23 protein-coding genes and 1 pseudogene are annotated in these 20,504 nt (G+C 70.7%); 11 read left to right on the top strand and 13 right to left on the bottom strand.

The window, feature by feature from the left end; translation table 11 throughout:
• Positions 1 to 4: 4 nt before the first annotated feature.
• Positions 5 to 367: a hypothetical protein gene (locus tag IG98_RS0104825; RefSeq protein WP_030906045.1), complete on the top strand. Its 363-nt coding sequence runs from the start codon at positions 5 to 7 to the stop codon at positions 365 to 367.
• An 87-nt stretch (positions 368 to 454) separates the two neighbouring features.
• On the opposite strand, the gene IG98_RS44490 is transcribed toward IG98_RS0104825, so the two are convergent.
• On the bottom strand, positions 455 to 643 hold the full coding sequence (locus tag IG98_RS44490) for a hypothetical protein (protein WP_157594164.1): 189 nt from the start codon (positions 641 to 643) through the stop codon (positions 455 to 457).
• 103 nt (positions 644 to 746) lie between these two features.
• Between IG98_RS44490 and IG98_RS0104815 the strand changes: the two genes are divergently transcribed.
• From IG98_RS0104815 to IG98_RS0104810, 4 genes and pseudogenes are all read left to right on the top strand, one after another.
• The gene (locus IG98_RS0104815) at positions 747 to 1,403 is read left to right on the top strand and encodes a DUF5753 domain-containing protein (RefSeq protein ID WP_281178431.1); all 657 of its coding nucleotides are present in this window, start codon (positions 747 to 749) and stop codon (positions 1,401 to 1,403) included.
• Positions 1,400 to 1,474: pseudogene (locus IG98_RS54745) on the top strand (DUF397 domain-containing protein); the annotation flags it as partial. The gene IG98_RS0104815 and the pseudogene IG98_RS54745, both read left to right, overlap by 4 nt.
• A 149-nt stretch (positions 1,475 to 1,623) precedes the next feature.
• A complete protein-coding gene (locus tag IG98_RS54740) occupies positions 1,624 to 1,701 on the top strand; it encodes a hypothetical protein (protein ID WP_425427990.1) in 78 nt (25 codons plus the stop codon).
• A 498-nt stretch (positions 1,702 to 2,199) separates the two neighbouring features.
• Positions 2,200 to 3,462 carry an acyltransferase family protein gene (locus IG98_RS0104810; protein WP_342666794.1) on the top strand — a complete coding sequence of 421 codons (1,263 nt, stop codon included), beginning with the start codon at positions 2,200 to 2,202 and terminating at the stop codon, positions 3,460 to 3,462.
• On the opposite strand, the gene IG98_RS53110 is transcribed toward IG98_RS0104810, so the two are convergent.
• Positions 3,434 to 4,624 (bottom strand): LacI family DNA-binding transcriptional regulator, encoded by a 1,191-nt coding sequence (locus tag IG98_RS53110; RefSeq protein ID WP_030906035.1) that lies wholly within the window; start codon positions 4,622 to 4,624, stop codon positions 3,434 to 3,436. The two genes, IG98_RS0104810 and IG98_RS53110, sit on opposite strands and share 29 nt — an antisense overlap.
• Before the next feature lie 54 nt (positions 4,625 to 4,678).
• Between IG98_RS53110 and IG98_RS0104800 the strand changes: the two genes are divergently transcribed.
• The 3 genes from IG98_RS0104800 to IG98_RS0104790 all read left to right on the top strand — a co-directional run bounded on the left by IG98_RS0104800 (position 4,679) and on the right by IG98_RS0104790 (position 6,896).
• A complete protein-coding gene (locus tag IG98_RS0104800) occupies positions 4,679 to 5,920 on the top strand; it encodes an MFS transporter (protein ID WP_051751579.1) in 1,242 nt (413 codons plus the stop codon).
• A 204-nt stretch (positions 5,921 to 6,124) separates the two neighbouring features.
• Positions 6,125 to 6,493, top strand: coding sequence for a nuclear transport factor 2 family protein (locus IG98_RS0104795; RefSeq protein ID WP_030906028.1), 369 nt, complete (start codon positions 6,125 to 6,127; stop codon positions 6,491 to 6,493).
• 55 nt (positions 6,494 to 6,548) lie between these two features.
• A complete protein-coding gene (locus tag IG98_RS0104790; protein ID WP_030906026.1) occupies positions 6,549 to 6,896 on the top strand; it encodes a DUF1330 domain-containing protein in 348 nt (115 codons plus the stop codon).
• A gap of 8 nt (positions 6,897 to 6,904) precedes the next feature.
• On the opposite strand, the gene IG98_RS0104785 is transcribed toward IG98_RS0104790, so the two are convergent.
• The 4 genes from IG98_RS0104785 to IG98_RS0104770 form a co-directional block, all read right to left on the bottom strand.
• Positions 6,905 to 7,204 (bottom strand): cupin domain-containing protein, encoded by a 300-nt coding sequence (locus IG98_RS0104785; protein ID WP_245651398.1) that lies wholly within the window; start codon positions 7,202 to 7,204, stop codon positions 6,905 to 6,907.
• Positions 7,205 to 7,252: 48 nt separating this feature from the next.
• Positions 7,253 to 9,985, bottom strand: coding sequence for a helix-turn-helix transcriptional regulator (locus tag IG98_RS0104780; RefSeq protein WP_030906019.1), 2,733 nt, complete (start codon positions 9,983 to 9,985; stop codon positions 7,253 to 7,255).
• 147 nt (positions 9,986 to 10,132) lie between these two features.
• A complete protein-coding gene (locus tag IG98_RS0104775) occupies positions 10,133 to 10,867 on the bottom strand; it encodes an SDR family oxidoreductase (RefSeq protein WP_030906016.1) in 735 nt (244 codons plus the stop codon).
• Positions 10,864 to 11,118 (bottom strand): Atu4866 domain-containing protein, encoded by a 255-nt coding sequence (locus IG98_RS0104770; RefSeq protein ID WP_030906013.1) that lies wholly within the window; start codon positions 11,116 to 11,118, stop codon positions 10,864 to 10,866. Before IG98_RS0104770 ends, IG98_RS0104775 begins: the two co-directional genes overlap by 4 nt.
• Positions 11,119 to 11,252: 134 nt before the next feature.
• On the opposite strand from IG98_RS0104770, the gene IG98_RS0104765 reads away from it, so the two are divergent.
• Positions 11,253 to 12,098 carry a helix-turn-helix transcriptional regulator gene (locus tag IG98_RS0104765; protein WP_030906010.1) on the top strand — a complete coding sequence of 282 codons (846 nt, stop codon included), beginning with the start codon at positions 11,253 to 11,255 and terminating at the stop codon, positions 12,096 to 12,098.
• Between the two features lie 214 nt (positions 12,099 to 12,312).
• A complete protein-coding gene (locus IG98_RS0104760; RefSeq protein WP_051751577.1) occupies positions 12,313 to 13,530 on the top strand; it encodes an MFS transporter in 1,218 nt (405 codons plus the stop codon).
• Positions 13,531 to 13,735: 205 nt separating this feature from the next.
• Here the strand turns inward: IG98_RS0104760 and IG98_RS0104755 are convergent, their stop codons facing one another.
• The 4 genes from IG98_RS0104755 to IG98_RS0104740 form a co-directional block, all read right to left on the bottom strand.
• Complete coding sequence (locus tag IG98_RS0104755; protein ID WP_030906004.1) at positions 13,736 to 14,668, bottom strand: acyl-ACP desaturase; 933 nt, start codon at positions 14,666 to 14,668, stop codon at positions 13,736 to 13,738.
• Positions 14,669 to 14,790: 122 nt separating this feature from the next.
• Positions 14,791 to 15,510, bottom strand: a complete 720-nt coding sequence (locus tag IG98_RS0104750) for a DUF998 domain-containing protein (RefSeq protein WP_030906002.1) — start codon at positions 15,508 to 15,510, stop codon at positions 14,791 to 14,793.
• Between the two features lie 132 nt (positions 15,511 to 15,642).
• Complete coding sequence (locus IG98_RS0104745) at positions 15,643 to 16,866, bottom strand: glycosyltransferase (RefSeq protein WP_030905998.1); 1,224 nt, start codon at positions 16,864 to 16,866, stop codon at positions 15,643 to 15,645.
• An 11-nt stretch (positions 16,867 to 16,877) separates the two neighbouring features.
• Positions 16,878 to 17,708, bottom strand: a complete 831-nt coding sequence (locus IG98_RS0104740; RefSeq protein ID WP_030905995.1) for a DMT family transporter — start codon at positions 17,706 to 17,708, stop codon at positions 16,878 to 16,880.
• 210 nt (positions 17,709 to 17,918) lie between these two features.
• Here IG98_RS0104740 and IG98_RS0104735 point away from each other — a divergent pair, with 210 nt between their 5' ends.
• Positions 17,919 to 18,320, top strand: coding sequence for a lipocalin-like domain-containing protein (locus IG98_RS0104735; RefSeq protein WP_030905992.1), 402 nt, complete (start codon positions 17,919 to 17,921; stop codon positions 18,318 to 18,320).
• 18 nt (positions 18,321 to 18,338) lie between these two features.
• Here IG98_RS0104735 and IG98_RS0104730 read toward each other — a convergent pair whose 3' ends face one another.
• The 3 genes from IG98_RS0104730 to IG98_RS0104720 all read right to left on the bottom strand — a co-directional run bounded on the left by IG98_RS0104730 (position 18,339) and on the right by IG98_RS0104720 (position 20,368).
• Positions 18,339 to 18,968, bottom strand: a complete 630-nt coding sequence (locus IG98_RS0104730; RefSeq protein ID WP_030905990.1) for a DedA family protein — start codon at positions 18,966 to 18,968, stop codon at positions 18,339 to 18,341.
• A gap of 231 nt (positions 18,969 to 19,199) precedes the next feature.
• Positions 19,200 to 19,673, bottom strand: coding sequence for a TspO/MBR family protein (locus tag IG98_RS0104725; RefSeq protein ID WP_030905987.1), 474 nt, complete (start codon positions 19,671 to 19,673; stop codon positions 19,200 to 19,202).
• A gap of 50 nt (positions 19,674 to 19,723) precedes the next feature.
• Positions 19,724 to 20,368 (bottom strand): VC0807 family protein, encoded by a 645-nt coding sequence (locus IG98_RS0104720; protein WP_030905984.1) that lies wholly within the window; start codon positions 20,366 to 20,368, stop codon positions 19,724 to 19,726.
• Positions 20,369 to 20,504: the final 136 nt, after the last annotated feature.

Genomic DNA, 20,504 nt, shown 5'->3' with positions numbered 1-20,504 from the left:
TGGCATGGCGACCCAGGCGACGGCACAGCGCCGCTTCTCGTTTCTGCAGATCGCGATCACCCTGCAGACCCTGACCATCCTCCTGCAAGCGGTCTCCGCCGGACTGCTGCTGACCTCGCCCTACGGAGAGACGCTGCACAGTGCCGGAGCCCGCGTGATGTACGGGGCGTCGGTGCTGTACGTGCTCGCGGCGGTACTGGCGTGGAAGCCGGGCGGCGGCTCGCCCCGGCCCGTCTGGCACGCGTCCGGCTTCCTGGTCCTCGCCTCGGTCCAGGTCGCGCTCGGCATCGCGCACATACCGTTGGTCCATCTCCCCCTGGGCGTCCTGATGTTCGGACTGAGCGTGCTGGCGCTGGCACGGCGCTGAAGTCCGATACGGGGGGCATACGGGGATCAGCTGGGGCCTGTCTGGGGGGCGTCGCGGGTGAGGTGGTGCGCAGACCACCTCCCGTCGCTATCGCACGAGTCCGTGCAACAGCGCGATCCACATCGCGTCCGCCTCGGGGGCCTGCCACCGGTCACTCTCGCCGATGGACGATTTTTCCGGTCCGCGTTCCGTACGGCGGATGAACCTCAACTCGCCCACCTGGCACAGCTCGTAGAGGGTCGGGCCGCAGTCGCAGGTCCATCTGAGCACTCGCACCTTTTCGTCCCCGTTTGGGAGATGCCAGCCGAGTGTCTCGTAGTGAGATCGGGTGGGGAGGACGTGCGGGCTCAGGCAGCGGGGCGGGCAGTCCCAGCGGACCATGGGGTCACCGCCCGCCGAGCTGGCACCAGACGACCCGTCCGGCCGTGGTCTCGTACCAGCCCCAGTCCGAGGACAGCTGCTGGACCAGCCAGAGACCGCGTCCGCCGCCGCTGTCGGGATCGGTGTCCGGGCAGACGGATTGCTCCAGACCGAAGGTTACGCGCGAGCCGTCATGAGATCCGCGCCCGTGCTGCCACCGGTTGAAGAGATGGAGCGACGTCTCTCAATTCGGATGAAGCGACAGGAGCGAGTGCTGGAGCGATCCGATCCGCCCATGATGTGGTGCATCCTCAACGAGGCGGTCATCCGCAGACCGGTCGGGGGAGCCCAGGCCATGCAGGACCAACTCCAGCGATTGATCCAACTCTCCGAGAGGAGTCATGTCACACTCCAGGTCCTGCCTTTTTCCGCTGGTGTTCACCCCGCGATGGATGGCGGATTCACCATTCTAAGTTTCCATAAGATGTCCGATCCAGACACTGTTTATGTTGAATATTGGCAGGGAAACGTCTATTTGGAGGATTCGCGAGAGGTAGACGCATATGTCCTGCTCTTCGATCATCTGCGCGCACGAGCCCTTGGACCAGACCAGACCCGCAGCTTGATCGAGCAGGTTATCCGGGAAATGCGAGTGGATGGAGAAGTATTTCCATGATCGATCTCTCCCAAGTGATCTGGCGTAAGTCCAGCCAGAGCAACGCCAACGGCGGCCAGTGCGTCGAGGTCGGCGTCTGGCGCAAGAGCTCCCTCAGCGGTGGGAACGGCGGCAGTTGTGTGGAAGTCGCACTCGCCAGTAGTGCTCAAGCCGAGACCGACACAAAGCAGATACCGACCGTCTCTTCCTGGTCCGTGACTCCAAGGACTCCGGCGGCCCGGTGCTGGCCTTCACTTCTGCCGAGTGGGATGCCCTCCTCGTAAGTATCAAGAGCGGCCGCCTCACGGATCTTGCTTGATAACTTGAGTGATCACTTCTCGCCGCTGTAATGAGACCGGCTCTGGGGGCGGAGTGGAGCTCATTCCGGATTGTCCGCAGCCGCTTTTTTGCCGTCTGTAATATTGGGTTTCACAGGGCCGAAATGCCCGGTGGTGCGCTGCTCGACAGTCCGTGGCCGGCGGCTGTCATGCGGAGAAGCGAATAGCTGTGATCATCTCGTCCCATTGATGACCGGAAGCGATCATGCTGGACCGCCGGGTGGCCGACCCGGGTAGGCGCTTCCCGGAAATCTGCCCGATACGCGGGCTGAGCTGCGGTTTTCGGCTGGTTACGGTCACTGTCGCCGGCGTATAGCGGTCGCCCAGGAATTTCGAACAGCTAATCGATATTCAAGGTCAAGGGCGGTCGCGGCCTGGGGCCAATGATCGAATCCCCAATCCTGGAACGATCCGATGGTTCTCGTGAATTGTGGCTACATCATTGAGACCTGCTGATTATCAGCGGGTCCCTGACAGATGTGGCAAAGTGTTCCAGCGATATCGATAGGCGTGTCCGGGCGGTGTCGGCTCCGAGATTGCCCCTCGCCTGCCTGCATGGGGAGTTGTCGTCCACTAGCCGAGGTCACGTGAATTCTTTCCCCCCTCGAAGTGCGGTCGCGGAGAGTGGCAGCTCCTCCGGCCAGGTCTCGGAGGCCGGGCGGCCTCATGTCGCGCAGCGCGATCGGCTCTATGAAATCGATGCGCTCCGTATCACCGCGGCTGTCTCGGTGGTGATATACCACTACGTCTTCTCCGCGTACGCGGGCGGCGTGAGCAAGGTCGGCTTTCCGGTCGGGAGTGAGATCGCCAGGTTCGGTTACCTGGGCGTGGACATGTTCTTCATGATCAGCGGTTTCGTCGTGCTGCTCAGTGCCTGGAACCGTCGTCCGGGGGCCTTTCTGGTGTCCCGGATCGTCCGTCTCTATCCGGCCTTCTGGGTCGCGGTGACGATTACGGCGCTGGTCTCCGTCACGCTGAGTATGGGCAAGTACCCCATCACGCTCGTGCAGTATCTGGCCAACCTGACGATGTTCAATTCGTTGCCCGACATTCCCAATGTCGACGTCGTCTACTGGACGTTGTGGGCCGAGATCAGGTTCTACGCGCTCGTCTTCGTGCTCGCCTGGATCGGCATCACCCGAAGCCGGGTCGTCAGGGTGCTGTGGGGCTGGTTGGCGCTGACCTTCCTGCTGCAGAGCGGGGTGCTTCCCGCCCCGGTCCGTTCGGTGGCCGACCTGGTGGTGCAGTCGCAGTTCTCGCACTACTTCATCGCGGGCATGGCCCTGTGCCTGGTCTACCGGTTCGGCCTGTCGGCGCAGCTCGCCGCGATCGTGCTGATCTCTTTCGGCAACGCCGTCTACCGGGGTATCGAGTTCGCCGGCAAGGTGGGCGCCCGCTACCACACCGAGATCGAGAGCTCCGTCGTCGTCACCGTCATCGTCGCGATCTTCATTGTGCTGTTCCTCGTCTCGCTCCGCGTCACCCGGCGGCTCGGCCGCCCCTGGTTCGCCGTCGCCGGAGCCCTGACCTATCCGCTGTACCTGATCCACGCGCACATCGGCTTTGTCATCTTCGACCGGCTCGGCGGCGTCGTGCAGTGGCACGTGCTGCTGGTCGGCATGGTGGCGCTGATGTGCCTGGCGGCCTACGCCATCCACACCCTGGTCGAACGCCCGCTGGCGCCCCTGCTGAAACGGTTTCTCACGCCGGATCTCAGGTCCGCCGGGTGGAGGCGCGGCTGACCAGCCGCCAGGAGACGTCGGCGCCGGCGGGGTGACCAAGGGCGGTGCGGGCGCAGTGGGCGCCCTGGTCGCGGAGGGACTGGGCGATCGTGGTGAGCCCGGCGGGGGTGGCCGCGTCGGAGTCGTCCCAGCCGCTGAGGGTGAGGTCGCCGGGGACGCTCAGGCCCAGCCGGGTGGCGGTGCGCAGAGCGCCGAGGGCCAATTCGTCGCTCATCGCGGCGATCGCGTCGCAGGCGTACGGGCCGGTGAGCAGCTCGGTCGCGAGGGTCTCGGCCTCGCCTGTGCTGTTGGTGGAGCAGACGGCCACCCGGACCTGTGACCAGTCGCCGCCGCTGGAGGCCCAGGCGTCGCGGTAGCCGCGCAGCCGTTGCCGGGTGACCCGGAAGGTCGAGGCGTCGGGGTCGATTCCCGGGGACGCGCTGCCGGGACGGCTGGGGTCCGTCGGGATGGAATCACCGCCAGGCTCGGAGGGCGCGGTGGCGGGAACGCGACCGCGATCCGGAGTGGGAGTACGCCCGAGATCGGGGAGCGGGCCGGGACCGGCCGTACCGAAGGCGACCCGGGAGATCCGGTCGCGGTCGAGGGGGAAGCTCAGCACCCCCGGGCGCCGTGCCCCCGCGAAGACCTCGCGGCCCACCGCCGTGGCGGCGGCGCGGTCGTCGGCGGCCACGAAGGACAGGCCCTCACGGAGTGGGCCCCCGTGGATCACGGCGGGCAGGCCGGTGGAGGCGATGGCGTCGATGACGGGGTCGTCGTCGGCGGTCGTCCAGACCACGAAGGCGTCGACGGCCGCCTCGGTGACCCGGTCGACGTCGGAGGGGGCTCCGGTGACCGGGACGAGCGTCAGGGCCATGCCGTGGTCGGCGCAGACCTGGGCGACGCCGGACAGGAAGCGGGTCGCCTGCGGGTCGTCGAAGGCGTAGGTGAGGTGCTCGCCGAGGACGACGCCCAGGGTGCCGGTGCGGCCTCGGCGCAGTGACCGCGCGCCGGGGTGCGGGCCCGGATAGCCGAGGTGTTCGGCGGCCTCACGGACCCTGGCCCGCGCCTCGTCGGAGACCCGTCCTGGCTGACCGTAGGCGTACGAGACGGTCATCACGGACACTCCTGCCGCGCGGGCGACCTCCGCCATGGTCACCCGGCGTCGTGCCGTCCGTCCGCTCATGGGCCGAGGATATCTGTGTATCGATAAACAAGAGGTTTGTGTATCGTTACACAGGTGTCAGCGAAGAGGGTCCGGCCGCATACGGCCTATGCGGGCTTTGCCGTGTTCGGTGCTTTCTGGGGAGTGTGGGGTGCCTCGGTGCCCGCGATCCGTGCCCAGGCGGAGCTCGGCGACGGGCAACTCGGTACGGCGCTGCTGTTCATCGGGGCGGGGGCACTGCCCGCGATGCTGGTCACCGGCAGGGCGGTCGACCGCTGGGGGCTCCGGGTCGCCGCGCTGCTGCTGGTGACGCTCGGCGCGGCGGGGACGCTGGTGGCCGTGGCCGGACGCGATTTCTGGAGCCTGTCGGCGGGGCTGGCCCTGCTCGGCGCCTCCTCGGGCGCGACGGACGTGGCGATCAACGCGGCGGCGGGCTCGGCGGAACGGGCCTTCGGCAGACCGGTCATCACCCGCGCGCACGGCACCTTCTCCGCCCTGGTGGTGGTCGGCAGTCTCTCCGCTGGGCTGCTCGGCGCCCTGGGCGTACCGGTCGTCGTACCGTTCCTGCTGGTCGCGGTCGCCGCGACCGGCGCGGCGCTCGGTGTCGTCGCCGATGCGCGGGTCGCCCCGGTCGCGGCGAGGGCCGTCCGGGGCGGCGAGCGGTACAGGGACGAGGTAGGCCGATCAGGCGGGAGAGGGGTGCGGCTGTTCCCGCTGCTCGTGGTCGGCGCTCTGGGCGCGCTGGCCTTCGCGGTGGAGAACGCCCACCAGAGCTGGGGCGCGGTCTACCTGGCGGATGTGGCCGACGCCGGTCCCGCGCTCGCCTCGGCCGGTCCGGCGGTCTTCGCCGCCGTCGTCGCCCTCACCCGCTTCGCCGCCGGCGCGCTCGGTTCCCGGCACGCCACGACCATGCTCGTCTCGGGCGCCGCGACGGCCGCGGCCGGGACCCTGCTGGTGTCCGGCGCGAGGTCCGTCCCGGTGGTCCTGCTCGGGCTGGCCTTGGCCGCCGCCGGTACGGCGGTGCTCTTCCCCATGCTGATGGGCGTCGTCGCCGCCCAGGTCGGCGAGGCCGCCAGGGGGAGGGCGACATCCGTGGTGTCCACCGTGGCCTACCTCGGCTTCCTCGCCGGTCCCGGCTACGTCGGGCGCTGGGCCGAGGCCACCGGCCTGTCAGGTGCGATGGTGGCCGTCGCCGCCCTGGCCGCCGCCCTCGCGGCCCTGGCCTGGCCCGCCCTGCGATCGGCCGCCCGCACCGGCTCCTGGTGGGACCCCGGAGACCTCTCCCCTGCGAAGCAGGCCTCCGGCCGCACCTCATGACAACCCGGCCATCAGGCCGACCTTCCCGGATGGCTCGCAGTGCCGGTCGTCTCGCCTGGTCGAAGGAGATCGTTCGCTTCCCGGCGTTCACCGGGCGGACTACTGAAGGCGTGCGCGAAAGTACTTAAGCGTGTCAGATTCCCCGTCGTTCCCGTCCTCCTAACTTGGTGGTCACAAGAGAGCACGAGCACTGAGGAGAGAGACATGAGCGACATGAACGAGCTGGTCCAGCGCTACCTCGCCGCGTGGAACGAGACCGACGCCGCCGCGCGGCAGGCCGTGCTGGCGGAGGTCTTCGCCGAGGACGCGGTCTACACCGACCCGCTGGTCTCCGTCAAGGGCAGGGACGGGATCGACGCCACCATCGCGGCGGTCCAGGGGCAGTTCGGCGGGCTGGTCTTCAGCCTCGGCGACGCCGTGGACGCCCACCACGACATCGCGCGGTTCACCTGGCACCTGGGACCTGAGGGCGCCGAGCCGATCGTCATCGGCTTCGACGTCGCGGTGATCGGTGACGACGGGCGGATCAGCCAGGTGCTCGGCTTCCTCGATAAGGTGCCGGCCGGAGTCTGAACATCTCGGGGGGACGGCCGGTCCGTGCGGCTCATCCAGGAACAGAGGAGGAACCATGACCGCCTACGTCATCGCTCACCTGCAGGAGGCCGCTCCGCACCCGGAGATCGCCGAGTACATCGAGCGCCTGCCCGGGACCTTTGAGCCGCACGGCGGCCGCTACCTCGTGCACGTCACGCAACACGAGGTGAAGGAGGGCAGCTGGCCCGGGAACGTCGTGATGATCGGCTTCCCCGGGATCGCCGAGGCGCGGGCCTGGTGGGACTCACCCGCGTACCGGGAGATCGCACCGCTGCGCTCGCGGCACATCGAGGGCGACATCATTCTGGTAGAAGGCGTCCCCGAGGGCTACGACCCGGCTGCCACCGCAAAGGCGATGCGAGAGGCACTGCCTGCCGAGTAGCGGCCAGGTCAAGCGGTGACGTCGTAGTTGAAGCCGAAGGCGCGCACACCGGTCTCAGTACGGGGCCGGTGGCTCGTCTTGGGGCCGAAGGCGACGTAGGTGCCCGGTCCGTGGGTGCGGTCGCCCTCGATGAGCTCGCCGCTCACGACGAAGTACGCCTCGCCGTAGGTCTCATGGACGTCGAGGTCCGGCCATTCGACGCCCGGAGCGAGGTCGATCACCCACGTCCTGATCCCCGGCATGCCCGGGAGCATCCGTACGTGGACACCGGGGCCCAGCTCGATCGGCGTGACCTCATCGACGTCCACGGGGAGAGTTTGCCCAGGTAGCACCTGCTCCATCATTGAGGCAGGATCTCACAGCCCCAGTTGATCGGCGAAATCCTTGAGCTCGCTCCGGGATGCGACGCCGAGCTTGGGATAGGCCTTGTAGAGGTGGTAGCCGACCGTCCGGTGGCTGAGGAAGAGCTGCGCCGCGATGTCGCGGTTGGACAGGCCCTGCGCGGCGAGCCTGGCGATCTGCAGTTCCTGTGGGGTGAGGCCGGCCGCCACGCCTTCGGCGGGCCGGGGGCCCTGGGCGCCGGCCGCGGTGAGCTCGCCGCGGGTGCGTTCGGCCCACGGCCGCATGCCGAGCCGGTCGAAGACCTCCAGGGCCTCGTTCAACGGCCCGCGCGCCTCGGCCTTCCGCCGAGCCCTGCGCAGCCATTCGCCGTAGAGCAGCGCGGTCCTGGCGTACTCCAGCGCGCGGCCGTCCTGGTCGTGCAGTTCGAGGGCCGCCGTGTAGAACGCCTCGGCCTGGTCGTCGGCGGCGAGCAGCCCACGGCAGCGCAGCACGAGCGCGTCGGCCCACGGCTGCCGGACCGACTCGGCCCACCGTTCGAAGCGCGCCAGAGGCTCGGCGGCGCGTTCCGGCGCCCCCACCCGTACGGCCGACTCCACCAGGTCGGGAGTGGAACGGGTGGCGCAGATGTGATGGCGCATCGGCTCGTGGGTCAGGCGCTCGAAGCGGGCGAGCGCGGCCTCGGCGCGGCCGAGGCCGAGGTCCAGCAGCCCGAGCGACCAGTGCGCCCACGGCGCGCCGGGGGAGATGCCTCCGGCGGTGGCCCCCGCCAGCCCCTCCTCGACGTTGCGCCGGCAGGCTGCCTCCTCCCCTCTGGCCGCGTCAAGGTAGGCGAGCACGCTGCTGAACTGGCTGACCCACTGCCGCTGACCGGTGTCGCGGGCGAGCCCCAGCGCCTCGGTCGCCGTGGCGAGCGCGTCCAGGTGCCGTCCGGTGAAGACCTCGCCCTCGACCATGAAGAACAGCACCGTCGGCAGCCGCCCGGCGCCGCCCCGGGCGCGGTGTTCGGCGGCGAGCGCGACCGCCAGCTCGTAGGCGTCGGCGTCCTGGCCCAACGCGAGCGCCGCTCCGCAGAGGATCATCAACGCCTGGTCGGGGGCCCGGCCCCGCCGCCGCATCGCCGCGAGGGTGTCGCCCAGCGGTGGCGGCCGCTCGGAACGGCCCCGGTCGAGATGGGCGAGGTAGGACCCCGCCGGCGCGAGTGGATCCGCGTCGTCCAACGGCAGCGCGGCCAGCCGGTCCAGCGTCGCCGCGAGCTGCCGCTCCCCCAGGTACCAGGAGGTGTGAACGGCCTGGATCAGCAACCCGGCGGCCTGGCCCGGATCGGTGTCGCGGACGAGCCCGGCGCCGTCGAGCAGCAACCGGTGGGCGGAGGGGTAGGAGCCCTGCCAGAAGTCGGCGAGCGCCCGCACCTGGGCGATCCGCGCGTTCACCGTCGGGGCCTCGTCCAGCCGCCGGGCCGCGCGGCCCCCGAGGGCTCTGGCACGCTCCAGATCCCCCGACTCCAGCGCCGCCTCCGCCGCCAGGGCCTCGCGATGGGCCCTGGCGGCGGGGTCGGCGCTCAGGCGGGCCGCCCGTTCGTACGCCGCCGCGGCCGCCTCGTGGCCGCTGCGTTCGCGGGCACGGGCGGCGGTGCGTTCCAGCGCGGCGGCGGCCTCCTCGTCGGCTCCGGTGGCGGCGGACGCCAGATGCCAGGCCCGGCGGTCGGCGTGTTCGGGCGAGCCGAGGGCCGCGGCGAGCGCGCGGTGGGCGGCGAGGCGTTGCCCGAGCGGCGCCCGCTGGTAGACGGCGGCGCGGATCAGAGGATGGCGGAAGCGGATCGTGGTGTCGTCGGCGTCACCGCGGAGCACCAGGCCGGCCCGCTCGGCGGGGGACAGGTCCTCGACGGCCACCCCCAGGGCGGCGGCGGCACGCAGGATCACGGCGAGTTCTCCGGTCTCGTCGGCCGCCGCCACCAGGAGCAGGCTCTGGCAGGCTTCCGGCATCCGGCTGACCTGACCGTGGAAGGCCAGTCGCAGGCGGCCGGTGAGGGGGAGCGCCCCCGGCGAGAACGCGCTGCCGCCCTCGGCGGCCAGGGCGACCGGCAACTCCAGCAGGGCCAACGGGTTGCCGCCGGCCTCGGCGAGCAGACGGTAGCGCACGGCGGGTGTGAGCGGATGCCGGTCGAGCAGGGCCGCGGCCGCCTCCGGGGCCAGCCCGGAGAGGCGCGACTCCGGAAGGCCGGGGGTAGGGAAGGATCCCTCGCCGTCCCGGGCGGCGAAGATCATGACCACGCCCTCGGCGTGCAGGCGCCGGGCGGCGAACAGAAGCGCGTTCCGCGACGCCCGGTCGAGCCACTGCGCGTCGTCGACCAGGCACAGCAGTCCCGTCTCGCCCGCGTGCTCCGCCAGCAGGGAGAGCACCGCCAGCCCCACCAGCATCGGCTCGGAGCCGGCCGCGGGCCCGAGCCCGAACGCCGCCTCCAGAGCCTCGCGCTGCGGGCCGGGCAGTGCGGCGAGGGATCCGAGCGCCGGGCGCAGCAACAACTGCAGCCCAGAGAACGGCAGCTCCGCCTCGGACTCGACCCCTGTACCGCGGACCAGCCGCATGTCCCCGGCCGTCGCGGCGGCGTGGTCGAGCAACGCCGTCTTGCCGATGCCCGGCTCGCCGCGCAGCACCAGCGACGAACTGGTGCCCGCCCGGGCTCCCGCCAGCAGTTCGGCGATCGCGTCCTCTTCGGACTTCCTCCCGTGCAGCTTCCCCGCGTCCATCACCTCATCCTGGCATTAGCCCGGTAATGGCCTATATCTGCAGATAAGAATCTGTAGACCGGCCTCGGCGGCATACAAGGGAGCCGCTTGACCGCTCTCCCGGTGAGAGTACGGGGCTGACGGCCTGCGGAATCCGGCACGACGCTGTCACTGGGCGCCGGCGGCCGGGCGTATCACGATCTCGTTGACGTCGACCTCGGCGGGCCGGCTGATCGCGAAGGCGACGGCGTCCGCGATCGCCTCGGCCGGGATGGTCACCGACCGGTAGGTCTTCATGGCCTCGCGGGCCACCGGGTCCGAGATGGAGTCGGCCAGCTCGGACTCGGTGACGCCGGGGGAGACGACGCTCACCCGGATGTCGCCCGCGGACTCCTGGCGCAGCCCTTCGGAGATCGCGCGGACCGCGAACTTGGTGGCGCAGTACACCGCGGCGGTCGGCGACACCTCGTAGGCGCCGACCGAGGCGATGTTCACGAACTGCCCGCCGCCCTGCTCCCGCATGACCGGCAGGGCGGCGGCGATGCCGTGAAGTACCCCGCGGACGTTCACGTCGATCATCCGGTCCCACTCGTCGACCTTCAGTTCCGCGAGCGGTGACAGCGGCATCACACCGGCGTTGTTGACCATCACGTCCAGCCGCCCGTACCGCTCCAGTGCGGTGGCCACGAAGGCCCGCATGTCGGCGGCGTCGGTGACGTCCAGCCGCCGGAACGAGACGCTGCCACCGTCGGCGGTGATCTTTGCCGTCAGCTGTTCCAGCCGGTCCGTGCGCCGCGCGCCGAGGAGGAGGTGATGGCCGTCGGCGGCCAGGCGGAGCGCCGTCGCCTCGCCGATCCCGCTGCTCGCCCCGGTGACCGCGACGATCTTGGCCGATGCCCTCATGCCTGCTCCTTCTCCCGGTACAGCACGAGGTGCTCGTGGTAGAGGACGCCGTCGCGGATGTCTCCCGTGGCGGTGAATCCGGTGTCGTCGACGTAGTCCAGATGAGCGCCGGTCACCGTGTACCGGCCCGTGTACGCGCTGCGCCGGTCGCCGCGTGCCTCGTCGTACCGGCCGTCCGCTCGCAGCTCCTGGCGGATGTGACCGTCCGCGGTCACCCACATGCCGACCACATCCACCTTTCTGTCATCCATGCTTCTTCTCCCTTGTGCGGTGATCTGTCCTTCGCCACCGAGTCTGGGCGGGTCGCGGGCCGTCAACCAGGACGCTCGCCGCCTGGGTGTGACGCACCCGGGCAGGCCGCCCTCCGCCCGTCTAACCTGGGGATATGGCTGACAACGAGCTGGGAGACTTTCTGCGCGCACGCCGCTCGGGCCTGCTGCCGAAGGACGTCGGCATGGCGACCTACGGGGTTCGCAGGGTCGCCGGACTGCGCCGCGAGGAGGTCGCCGTCCTGGCCGGTATGAACGTCGACTACTACACCCGGCTGGAACAGGGGCGCGAACGCCACCCCTCACCCCAGGTGCTCGACGCCCTCAGCCGTGCCCTGCACCTGGACGCCGACGCCCGCGCGCACCTGTACCGGCTGGCGGGCACCGCGCCGGACGAGCGGCCGGACCGGATCCGGGACACGGTCAGTCCCGCACTGCGCCAGCTGATGGACGGCTACCCGAACACCCCCGCGTTCGTCATCAACCGCACCCTGGACATCCTCGCCGCCAACGCGCTGGCCGAGGCCCTGTTCTCGCCCTTCGAGCCCGCCGACAATCTCGCCCGGATGGCCTTCCTCGACCCCGCGGGACGGCACTTCTACACCCGCTGGAACTGGGCCGCCCAGGCCACCGTGGCCAACCTGCGGCAGGCGGCCGGGTTCGACCCCGAGCACCCCCGGCTCCGCGAGCTGGTACGGACCCTGACCGAGCAGAGCAGGGAGTTCGCGGCCCTGTGGAGCGCCCACAGCGTGCGGGGCAAGACCCGGGACGCCAAACAACTCGTGCACCCGGACGTCGGCCCCCTGGCCCTTACCTATCAGGCCTTCGACGTGCGTGACGCGCCCGGCCAGCAGCTGATCATCTACCACGCCGAACCTGGCAGCCCCAGCGCGCAGGCACTGACCCTGCTGGGCAGCATAGGCGCCACCCGGCGACAGCCCCTGGACCGTTCGGCTGATTGAGTGCCTGTGAGTACGGCGAGGGCCCGTGGGGCTCGGCCGAGCGGAAAAAAGGGAAGGTTCATGGCATAAGGTAGATGGCTGTTGCGTTCCACAGGGACGCATGCAATGACCGCTCGGCGGCCGCGAGAGCGGTATCACCCCGGTCGAAGCCCACCACCCCCGGTGGGCTCCCGAGCCGGGCGGGGTTTCCGTCTGGATGTTGGACGGAGATCTGTTGAAGTCGTACCTCGCCGTGCTCGGTACGCCCGGAGCCTGGCGGTTCCTCATCCCCGCGTTCGCCGCGCGCCTGCCGTACGCGATGCTCCAGCTCGGCGTCCTGCTGCTCGTGCAGTGGTCCACCGGTTCGTACGGCGTGGCGGGTGTCGCCGCTGCCGCCGCCGCGGTGGCGGCGGCGCTGGCCGGCCCGCAGACCGGACGGCTGGCCGACAGGTACGGTCAGCCGAAGGTGCTGTTCCCGCAGGTCGCCCTGCATGCGGCCGCGCTGGGCACGCTGCTCCTGCTCGCCTCCGCCGGTGCCCCGGCCCCGGCGCTGGTGGTCGTCGCGGCCCTGGCCGGTGCCACGGTGCCGCAGATCGGTTCGATGGTCCGGGCCCGCTGGGCGCACCTGCTCGGCGGCTCCGGCAGGCTCGACGTGGCCTTCGCCCTGGAGTCCATCACCGACGAGTTGACCTTCACCCTCGCCCCGGTGCTGCTGGTGGCCATCTCGACCGGGTTCTCACCGGTCTGGGCGCTGCTGCTGGCGCTGGTCATGATCGTGGCCGGAACGCTGCTGTTCGCCCTGGTCGGCAAGGGCGCTCCCGAGCCGATCCCGGTCCGGGTCCGTGCCCAGCGCGGGGTGCTCCGGCTGCGGGGGGTGGCCGTGCTCGCGGGTGCCTTCGTCGCCATCGGCACCGTCTTCGGCAGCCTCCAGGTCGGCATCACCTCCTACACCGCCGCACTCGGCCAGGCCGGAACGGCGGGGTCGATCTACGCGACCTTCTCGGGGGCCAGCTTCGTCGGCGGCATCCTCTACGGCGTCGTCCGCTGGCGGGCGGGTGCCCCGGTCCGTCTGGTGGCGACCGTCGGACTGCTCTCCGCCGCCACCGCCGTCCTGACGTTCGCCACGTCCATCCCCATGCTGTACGGCGGGGCGGCCCTGGCCGGGTTCGTCATCGCCCCCGCGGTGATCACCGGCTACACGCTGGTCGAGACCCTGGTGCCCAGCGAGGTCAGGACCGAGGCGTTCACCTGGCTCACCGGCGCGATCGGCCTGGGCATCGCGACCGGCGCCGCCGTGGCCGGCCAGCTCGTGGACCGCTTCGGCGAGACCCTGGCCTTCCTGGTCCCGCCGATCACCACCGGCCTGGCGGCCGCGCTGGTCCTGACCTTCCTTGGGACTCTGAGGCCCGTCGTCCAACCCTCACAGCCCCGCGAGCTGGCTCCGGCCGCCTGAGGCACACCCAGCTCTCCACCTGTCGCGAGAACTTGGGACGGACAGCGATCACCCCTGTCCCCACCCAGAGAAAACACGTCCAACCGGACACGCGATGATCGTTCGATCAGCCGTGGGCGGCATGTTCGGGCTGGTCACCGCACTCCGAGGCGGAGCGTGGCAGAAAAGAGGGACCGCGTTACGCGGTCCCTCGGATGCAGGGGGCTCAGGCGCCCGCGGCCTGGCGGGCGCGGCGGGCCTCGCGGCGCTCGACGAAGCGGGAGGCGGTGGTCTCCAGACGGTCGAGGAACTCGGAGAGCTCCTCGCGGGCCTTCTCGCCCTCGGGGCCGAGGTTCTGCATGTTGAACACGTCCCACTGGCGCAGGACCGGCTGCAGCACGTCGTCCATGTGCAGGCGCAGGTCGTAGATCCCGGCGTTGGCGATGGTCATGGCCTTGCGGGTGAAGCCCTCGATGCCGGTGCCGGGCATCTGGAAGGTGGTGACGACGTCGGTCACCGCGCGCATGGTCTGGTCGGGGGCGAGCTGGAAGGCCGCGTTGAGCAGGTTCCGGTAGAAGAGCATGTGCAGGTTCTCGTCGGCGGCGATCCTGGCGAGCAGGCGCTCGCAGTTCGGGTCCAGGGAGGCCTTGCCGGTGTTGCGGTGCGAGATGCGGGTGGCCAGCTCCTGGAAGGAGACGTAGGCGACCGAGGCGAGCACGCCTTCGTAGGAGTTGGTGAAGCCCTCGCCCATGTGCACCATCCGGGCCCGCTCCAGCGCGACCGGGTCGACCGCGCGGGTGACCGTCAGATAGTCGCGGATGGCGGTGCCGTGGCGGCCCTCCTCGGCGGTCCAGCGGTGCACCCAGGTGCCCCACGCTGCGTCGCGGCCCAGGGTCGTGGCGATCTCGTGGTGGTAGCTGGGGAGGTTGTCCTCGGTCAGCAGGTTGACGATGAGGGAGATCCGGGCCTCTTCGGGGATCTCGGTGTCGGACTCGTCCCAGGCGTCCCCCTCGAAGAGGCCGTCGTAGTTCCGGCCTTCCGACCAGGGCACATACTCGTGCGGGAACCACTCCTTGGCCATCGTGTGGTGCCGGTCCAGCTCTCCCGCGACGACGGGCTCAAGTTCGAGCAGCAGCTCGGTCTCACTGAACTTTCGCATCAGGCCTCTCCCTCAAAGACTACGCAACCGTAACCTACGTTAGCGTAGGTAAGACCCTGTCGGGTACGTGCGACACCTCTCATTTGCTCGCCGGTGGGCGAGTAGAGGGAATGGCTTCGCCGTCAGCCGAGACCTATCGGCTGGTGAGGGCGTCGGGCGTCGTCCGGACCGGGCTGGGTGGGAACCGTCACACCCCGGTCGCTCCCAGGTCGCCGGTGGCCGAGGCGGCCGGTCACGCCGTCCCGATGGCCTGACCGCAGGGCGGCGAGGAGGACCAGTGTCATCTCGGAGAGCAGCAGCAGACGCTGCGCCAGACCGTAGTGGCCGGGGCCGTCGATCAGGTCCGAGATCAGCGAGCCCGGGTGGGCGGCCAGGAACCAGGCCAGCAGCACCACGGAGGCGACAGCGGCCCCCGCCAGTGCCCGGCTCCCGGACCGGCGGCCGAGCATCCACCCCGCGCAGGGCAGCGCGGTGAAGACGACGGCCGCCGACCAGCGGTGGATCTCCCCGCCGATCGAGGTGACACCGGGCGCCGCGTCGGTGGGGAACGTGGCGGTGAGCAGGAGTCCCAGTGCCGAGGCGACGAACAGCGCGCGCGCCGCCGCGCCGCGCACCGGGTCCGTCCTGGCCAGCAGGTACGCGACCCAGAGGCAGCCCATGGCCAGGGCGATCGTGCCGCCGGTCATCGCCCAGGCACTGTCGCCACGCAGCGCGTACTCGCTGACCAGGCCGTTCAGGGGGCTCACCGCGCCCGCCGAGGTCAGGTGCGCGTAGCCCATCGCGGCCAGGGCGAGCAGCGGCCCGGCCACCCCCGGCAGCCGGGACGGCAGGTCCTTGTTCATCGCGTGGCCTTCCGGTGAATCGCTGGTGAATCGTCTCGGGGTTCATTGCATCGCCTCCGGTGCCTCGTCCCGGAGTTCACCGCGCCATGTCCTGGTAGATCACCGTGGAGTCCGGCGCTTCGCCCCGCGGGGTCACCGCGCCACTTCCCGGTAGATCGCCTCGAACCTGGCCAGGGAGGCCTGGTGGTCATGGGTCAGCGCGATGGCGCGGCTCGCGGCGCCCATCGAGGCACGCAGTCCGGGTGAGGCGAGCAGGGCACTCAGGTGCCGCGCCAGCTCCTGGACATCGCCCGGTGAGAACAGGCCGCCGTTCTCGCCGGACCGTACCAGGTGCGGCAGGGCCATCGCGTCGGCGGCGACGACCGGCAGGCCGCTGGCCATGGCCTCCAGCGTGGCGATGCTCTGCAGCTCCGCGACGCCCGGCATGGCGAAGACGTCGGCGGCGGCGTACGCCTGGGGCAGTGCCTCGTCCGGTACGAATCCGAGGAAGGTCACCCGGTCGCCGACTCCGATCCGGTCGGCCAGCCGGGTCAGCGCGGCCCGTTGCCCGCCGGTGCCGACCAGCGCGATCTGCGCGTCGGCGTTGTTGAGCACGTGTGGCAGGGCACGGATGAGCTCGTCCAGCCGCTTCTCCTCGTCCAGCCGGCCGACGAACAGGATCGTGGCCCGGTCGGGCAGGCCGAAGGCCCCGCGTGCCCACGCCTTCGGCTCGGCCCGCGGCTGGAACCTCGCCAGGTCGATGCCGCAGGAGACGGACTCCACCGGCGGTCCGAAGCCCTTCGCGGTGAGCAGTCCCGCCGCGATCCTGGTGGGTGTGGTGATCCGGTCCGCCCGGGAGAAGACCCGGTTGAAGTCCTTCCAGGCCAGCGCGCCCGCCCTGGTGCGGAGCCGTTCGGGGATGTGCGCGAACTGGAAGAGGTTGTCCGGCATGAAGTGGTTGGTCGCCACGACGGGGATGCCGGCACGCCGGGAGGCGGAGATCGCCGCGCGGCCGACGACGAAGTGCCCCTGGGTGTGGACCACGTCGGGGGAGATCTCGTCGATGAGCCGGTCCAGCCGGGTCGGCACCGAGACGCGCATGGTCGGGTGGACCAGCACCGGCGCCGAGCGCAGCCGGTGCACGGTCACTCCCTCCACCTGCTCGGTCCCGGCCGGGCCCGAGGCAGAGGCGCACACCACGTGGACCTCGTTGTCCCGCTCGGCCAGGCCCCGGGCCAGCCGGTGCGTGAAGTAGGCGGCGCCGTTCACGTCCGGCGGGTAGGTATCGGTGGCGATCAGCACCCGGCGAGGCCGGGTGGGAAGGATGGCGGGGGCCCGCGCGGGGATCGGCAGGGCGGTGGCGGATGGCATGGCCATCAGGACTCCGTTCATCGTGCTGTCGCGTCGTGCGAGGGGGACATCGGGGTGGTGCGGGCCAGTGAGACGGTTCCGGCGGCGGTGAGCGCCGCCGCCGCCAGTGCGGTGAGCACCGCCGCCACGCCGGTCGGCAGTGGTTCACCGAGCAGGAGGGCACCGAAGACGACGGCGGTGAGGGGGTCGGACACCTGGAGGGCGGCGAAGGCGACGCCGAAGCGGCCGGCGGCGTAGGCGCGCTGGAGCAGGGCCAGCGCGATCAGAGCGGGCATCGGGACGGCGAGCAGGAACCAGAACTCCCCGTCCCCGTCGACCAGAACCCGGGTGAGCGTGGCGGTCGCGCCGTACAGCACGCCCGCGCCCATGGCGAGCAGGCAGGCTCTCGCGGCGGGGGAGGCGCGCCTGGCGGCGGTCCACAGCACCAGGGCGGCGGTGGCCGCCCCCGCGAGCAGGGCCACCGCCTGCCCGGTGCCGAGGTGCGGGTCGCCGCCCTGGTCGGGCACGACCAGTACCAGGCCGATCAGCCCGATCGAGATCACCGCGGCGGCGGCCAGTTCGCCCGGCCGCGGTCTGCGACGCCGCAGCGCGGCGGCGCAGGGCAGGGCGAACAGCAGGCTGGCCACGCCCATCGGCTGTACCACGGTGAGCGGGCCGTACTTCAGCGCGACGACGTGCAGGGCGGTACCCACCGCGATGGACAGGCCGCCGAGCAGCCACCTGGGGCGCCGGACAAGGTGCCTCAGCGTGGCGCGGGAGGTGCTCGACGCCTCGAACTGCTGCAGCGCGGCGCCGAGTGCGAAGAACAGGGAGCCCAGCAACGCCAGGCCTGCCGCCAGCACGATCATGCGCACTCCTCCCAACCAGATGAAGCCACGGCGAGATGACCGGATCGCCTCGGGAAGGCGTCCGGTGGGGGGCTCGCGGTGAACAGTGGAAGCGTCCCGTGGCGGCAGGTGCCGGAGCCATCGGGGTTGACCCTGACTTCGCAGGGAATTCCCCGGGATTCGCATCGGGGCTGTTGACTGGCTGGCTTCTCTTATCGTAGTTTCGCGGGCATGGATCTCGTGGGCGCCTGGCGCCTGGTCGAGTGGCGGATCGTCAGTGCCGGGGGAAGGGTTTCGCACCCCTTCGGCACCGACGCGGTGGGGCTGCTCTGCTACACCCCCGACGGCCACATGAGCGCGACCATCGCGCGCGCCGGTCGATCCCCGCTACCCGGTGTCAGCCCGCGGAAGGCGCCCCCGGAGGCGCTGGCCGAGGCGTTCACCTCGTTCTTCGCCTACGCGGGCCGCTACGAGATCCGCGACGGGCACGTGGCCCACGACGTCGAGCTGTCGCTCAACCCGGCCTTCGTCGGCACCGTCCAGATCCGCGAGCTGAACGCCGACGGCGACCGTCTGGTGCTGGCGGCGGAGGAGGACGGCCGGTGGCACACCCTGATCTGGAAGCGATCATGATGGGGGCTCCCTTCGCCGTCAGTCACCGGAGACGACCAGGCTCGCCTGCGGCTCCGCCGGGATCCGAGGCCGGCGCAGGTAGCGGACGACCTCGACCGCGGCGGTGATCGTCACGGCGATGCCGAGACCGAGCAACAGGCCCTTGACCGGGTCGTTCTCGAAGGCCGCGCCGCCCACGTAGCCGATCAGTCCCGAGTAGAGCGCCCAGGACAGCGCGGCCACCGCGTCGAAGAGGGCGAACGAGCGCCGGGGGTAGGCGACCGCGCCCATGGTGAGGGTGCAGGCGGTCCGGCCACCCGGGATGTAGCGGGCCACCACGAGGATCAGCCCACCCCGCTCCGCCAGTGCCCGCTCCGCCCAGGCGAACGTCCTGCGGCTGCGCCTGCCGTTGCGCAGCCGGTTGTTGGCGCCGCGCCCGATGGCGTACGAGACGTGGTCGCCCGCGAACGCGCCCAGCGCGGCCACCGCGACGACCAGCGGCAGGTCGGGCGCACCGGTGGCGGCGGCGAACACCCCGGCGGTGATGACGGACGTCTCCGCCGGCACCACGGGGAAGAACCCGTCGAGTAACGCCAGCGCGAACAGCGCCGGATAGATCCAGGGAGACGCCATCGCATCGTGCAGGGTGTCAAGGATCGCCTGTGTCATACCGGGCTCCAGTCAAGGGGGCGGGGATGTCTCGTACGGAACGCTGACACCCCCCGATGATCCCCGGACATCCGGAAGAACCCCTGAGGTCTTCGGTCATGTCCCTGAGATCACCATGAGATCCGTCCCACCGACCCTAGGAACCGGGCACAGCCCGCCACATCCCCCGAACGGCCCCCGCCACCTCCGACTTTCGTCGGGTGCGGGGGCCCGCGCACGGGGCGGGAACGCTCAGTTGAGCTGCCAGATGGCGAGATTCAGCGAGGACGCGTAGGTCACCCAGAGCAGGTAGGGGACCAGGAGCCAGGTGGCGGGGCGGCTGATCCGCCAGAACAGCACGATGTTGAGCACGATGGCCAGCCAGAGGACGACGATCTCCGCGAACGCCAGGCCGTACTGCCCGGCGCCGAAGAACAGCGGTGTCCAGGCCGCGTTGAGGATCAGCTGGACCACGTAGACACCGAGCGCCGGGGTCAGGCCGCGCGCCGACCAGGCGAGCCAGCCGGACAGAGCGATCATGATGTACAGCACCGTCCAGGCCGGGCCGAACAGCCACTGCGGCGGCGCCCACGGCGGGCGCTCCAGCGACAGATACTCACCGCCGGCGTTGACCGCCGCCAGCGACCCCACCACCGCCACCAGCACGAGCGCGATGACGAACACCGGAAGCCCGGCCCAGCGTTTCGGCATCCGATCCATGACCATGCGAACCTCCCTGCCCTCTTTCGTGCGTCCACCGCACGGCGGTTGCCCCGTCAGGCGGGCGGGGTGGCGAGGGGGTCGTAGTGCAGGCGGCGTAGTACCCGGCGGAAGGCGTACAGCGAGAAGGCCACGGCCAGGCCGCTGATCACGGCCACGGTCGAGGTACGGACCAGCAGGTAGGTGCCGATCGACTCGTGGAGCAGTAGCCAGATGCTCACCGCGGAGTTGGCCAGCAGCACGAAGGCCCACAGCAGGGTGATGCGGGCGAAGAACCGGCGGACCCGCTCGTGTCTCAGCACCGCCGACGGCAGGTGGATGTAGTCGAGGGTCAGCCGCTGTACCAGCGGGCGGTTGAGCCGGACCGAGGCGAGGAAGACCACGCTGATACAGATCGTCCCCAGTTCGGGCTGGAGGAAGTAGAGCACCGCGCTCCCGGTCCAGAACCCCAGCAGCGCCCGGACGGTGATCGCGATGACCGCGAGGATCATCGTCCCGGGCACCGGGATCCGCCGGACCAGCCGCCACCCCACCCCCGCGTACACCCAGGTGACCGCGGCGACCAGCGCGCCCCGCAGGCCGAGGACGGCCAGCGCGCCGTAGAAGACGGCCAGGGGGGCGACGACGCCCTCAAGTAGTCGCGGCGCCGCCTGTCTGGCCAGGGCGGCGAGGCGGGGGAGGACGATGGGCTGCTGGCTCATCAATTACCTCCAGCGTGGAGACCCGGTCCTTCAGGGCCGGGAGGAAACGCGGCACGGTGCCGCACTTCTGGGTGGGTGGTGTAGCCGTAGCCGTCGGCTCGTTGGAGCAGGTGGATGTGGCGGTGGCCGATGCCCT

The sequence above is a fragment of the Streptosporangium amethystogenes genome, assembly GCF_000721075.1.
Lineage (GTDB): Bacteria > Actinomycetota > Actinomycetes > Streptosporangiales > Streptosporangiaceae > Streptosporangium > Streptosporangium amethystogenes.
Note: the sequence above shows the minus strand (reverse complement) of the source record. Positions and strands in the feature narration are given on the sequence as shown.

What these genes read in the sequence shown, in the direction of transcription:
- IG98_RS0104755 (WP_030906004.1), bottom strand. Translation starts at nt 14,668, where the DNA reads ATGCGAAAGTTCAGTGAGACCGAGCTGCTGCTCGAACTTGAGCCCGTC.
- IG98_RS0104780 (WP_030906019.1), bottom strand. Translation starts at nt 9,985, where the DNA reads ATGGACGCGGGGAAGCTGCACGGGAGGAAGTCCGAAGAGGACGCGATC.
- IG98_RS0104765 (WP_030906010.1), top strand. Translation starts at nt 11,253, where the DNA reads ATGGCTGACAACGAGCTGGGAGACTTTCTGCGCGCACGCCGCTCGGGC.
- IG98_RS0104825 (WP_030906045.1), top strand. Translation starts at nt 5, where the DNA reads ATGGCGACCCAGGCGACGGCACAGCGCCGCTTCTCGTTTCTGCAGATC.
- IG98_RS0104725 (WP_030905987.1), bottom strand. Translation starts at nt 19,673, where the DNA reads ATGGTCATGGATCGGATGCCGAAACGCTGGGCCGGGCTTCCGGTGTTC.
- IG98_RS0104730 (WP_030905990.1), bottom strand. Translation starts at nt 18,968, where the DNA reads ATGACACAGGCGATCCTTGACACCCTGCACGATGCGATGGCGTCTCCC.
- IG98_RS0104745 (WP_030905998.1), bottom strand. Translation starts at nt 16,866, where the DNA reads ATGGCCATGCCATCCGCCACCGCCCTGCCGATCCCCGCGCGGGCCCCC.
- IG98_RS0104790 (WP_030906026.1), top strand. Translation starts at nt 6,549, where the DNA reads ATGACCGCCTACGTCATCGCTCACCTGCAGGAGGCCGCTCCGCACCCG.
- IG98_RS0104770 (WP_030906013.1), bottom strand. Translation starts at nt 11,118, where the DNA reads ATGGATGACAGAAAGGTGGATGTGGTCGGCATGTGGGTGACCGCGGAC.
- IG98_RS0104720 (WP_030905984.1), bottom strand. Translation starts at nt 20,368, where the DNA reads ATGAGCCAGCAGCCCATCGTCCTCCCCCGCCTCGCCGCCCTGGCCAGA.
- IG98_RS0104795 (WP_030906028.1), top strand. Translation starts at nt 6,125, where the DNA reads ATGAGCGACATGAACGAGCTGGTCCAGCGCTACCTCGCCGCGTGGAAC.
- IG98_RS0104815 (WP_281178431.1), top strand. Translation starts at nt 747, where the DNA reads ATGGGGTCACCGCCCGCCGAGCTGGCACCAGACGACCCGTCCGGCCGT.
- IG98_RS0104750 (WP_030906002.1), bottom strand. Translation starts at nt 15,510, where the DNA reads ATGAACAAGGACCTGCCGTCCCGGCTGCCGGGGGTGGCCGGGCCGCTG.
- IG98_RS0104735 (WP_030905992.1), top strand. Translation starts at nt 17,919, where the DNA reads ATGGATCTCGTGGGCGCCTGGCGCCTGGTCGAGTGGCGGATCGTCAGT.
- IG98_RS0104775 (WP_030906016.1), bottom strand. Translation starts at nt 10,867, where the DNA reads ATGAGGGCATCGGCCAAGATCGTCGCGGTCACCGGGGCGAGCAGCGGG.
- IG98_RS53110 (WP_030906035.1), bottom strand. Translation starts at nt 4,624, where the DNA reads ATGAGCGGACGGACGGCACGACGCCGGGTGACCATGGCGGAGGTCGCC.
- IG98_RS0104740 (WP_030905995.1), bottom strand. Translation starts at nt 17,708, where the DNA reads ATGATCGTGCTGGCGGCAGGCCTGGCGTTGCTGGGCTCCCTGTTCTTC.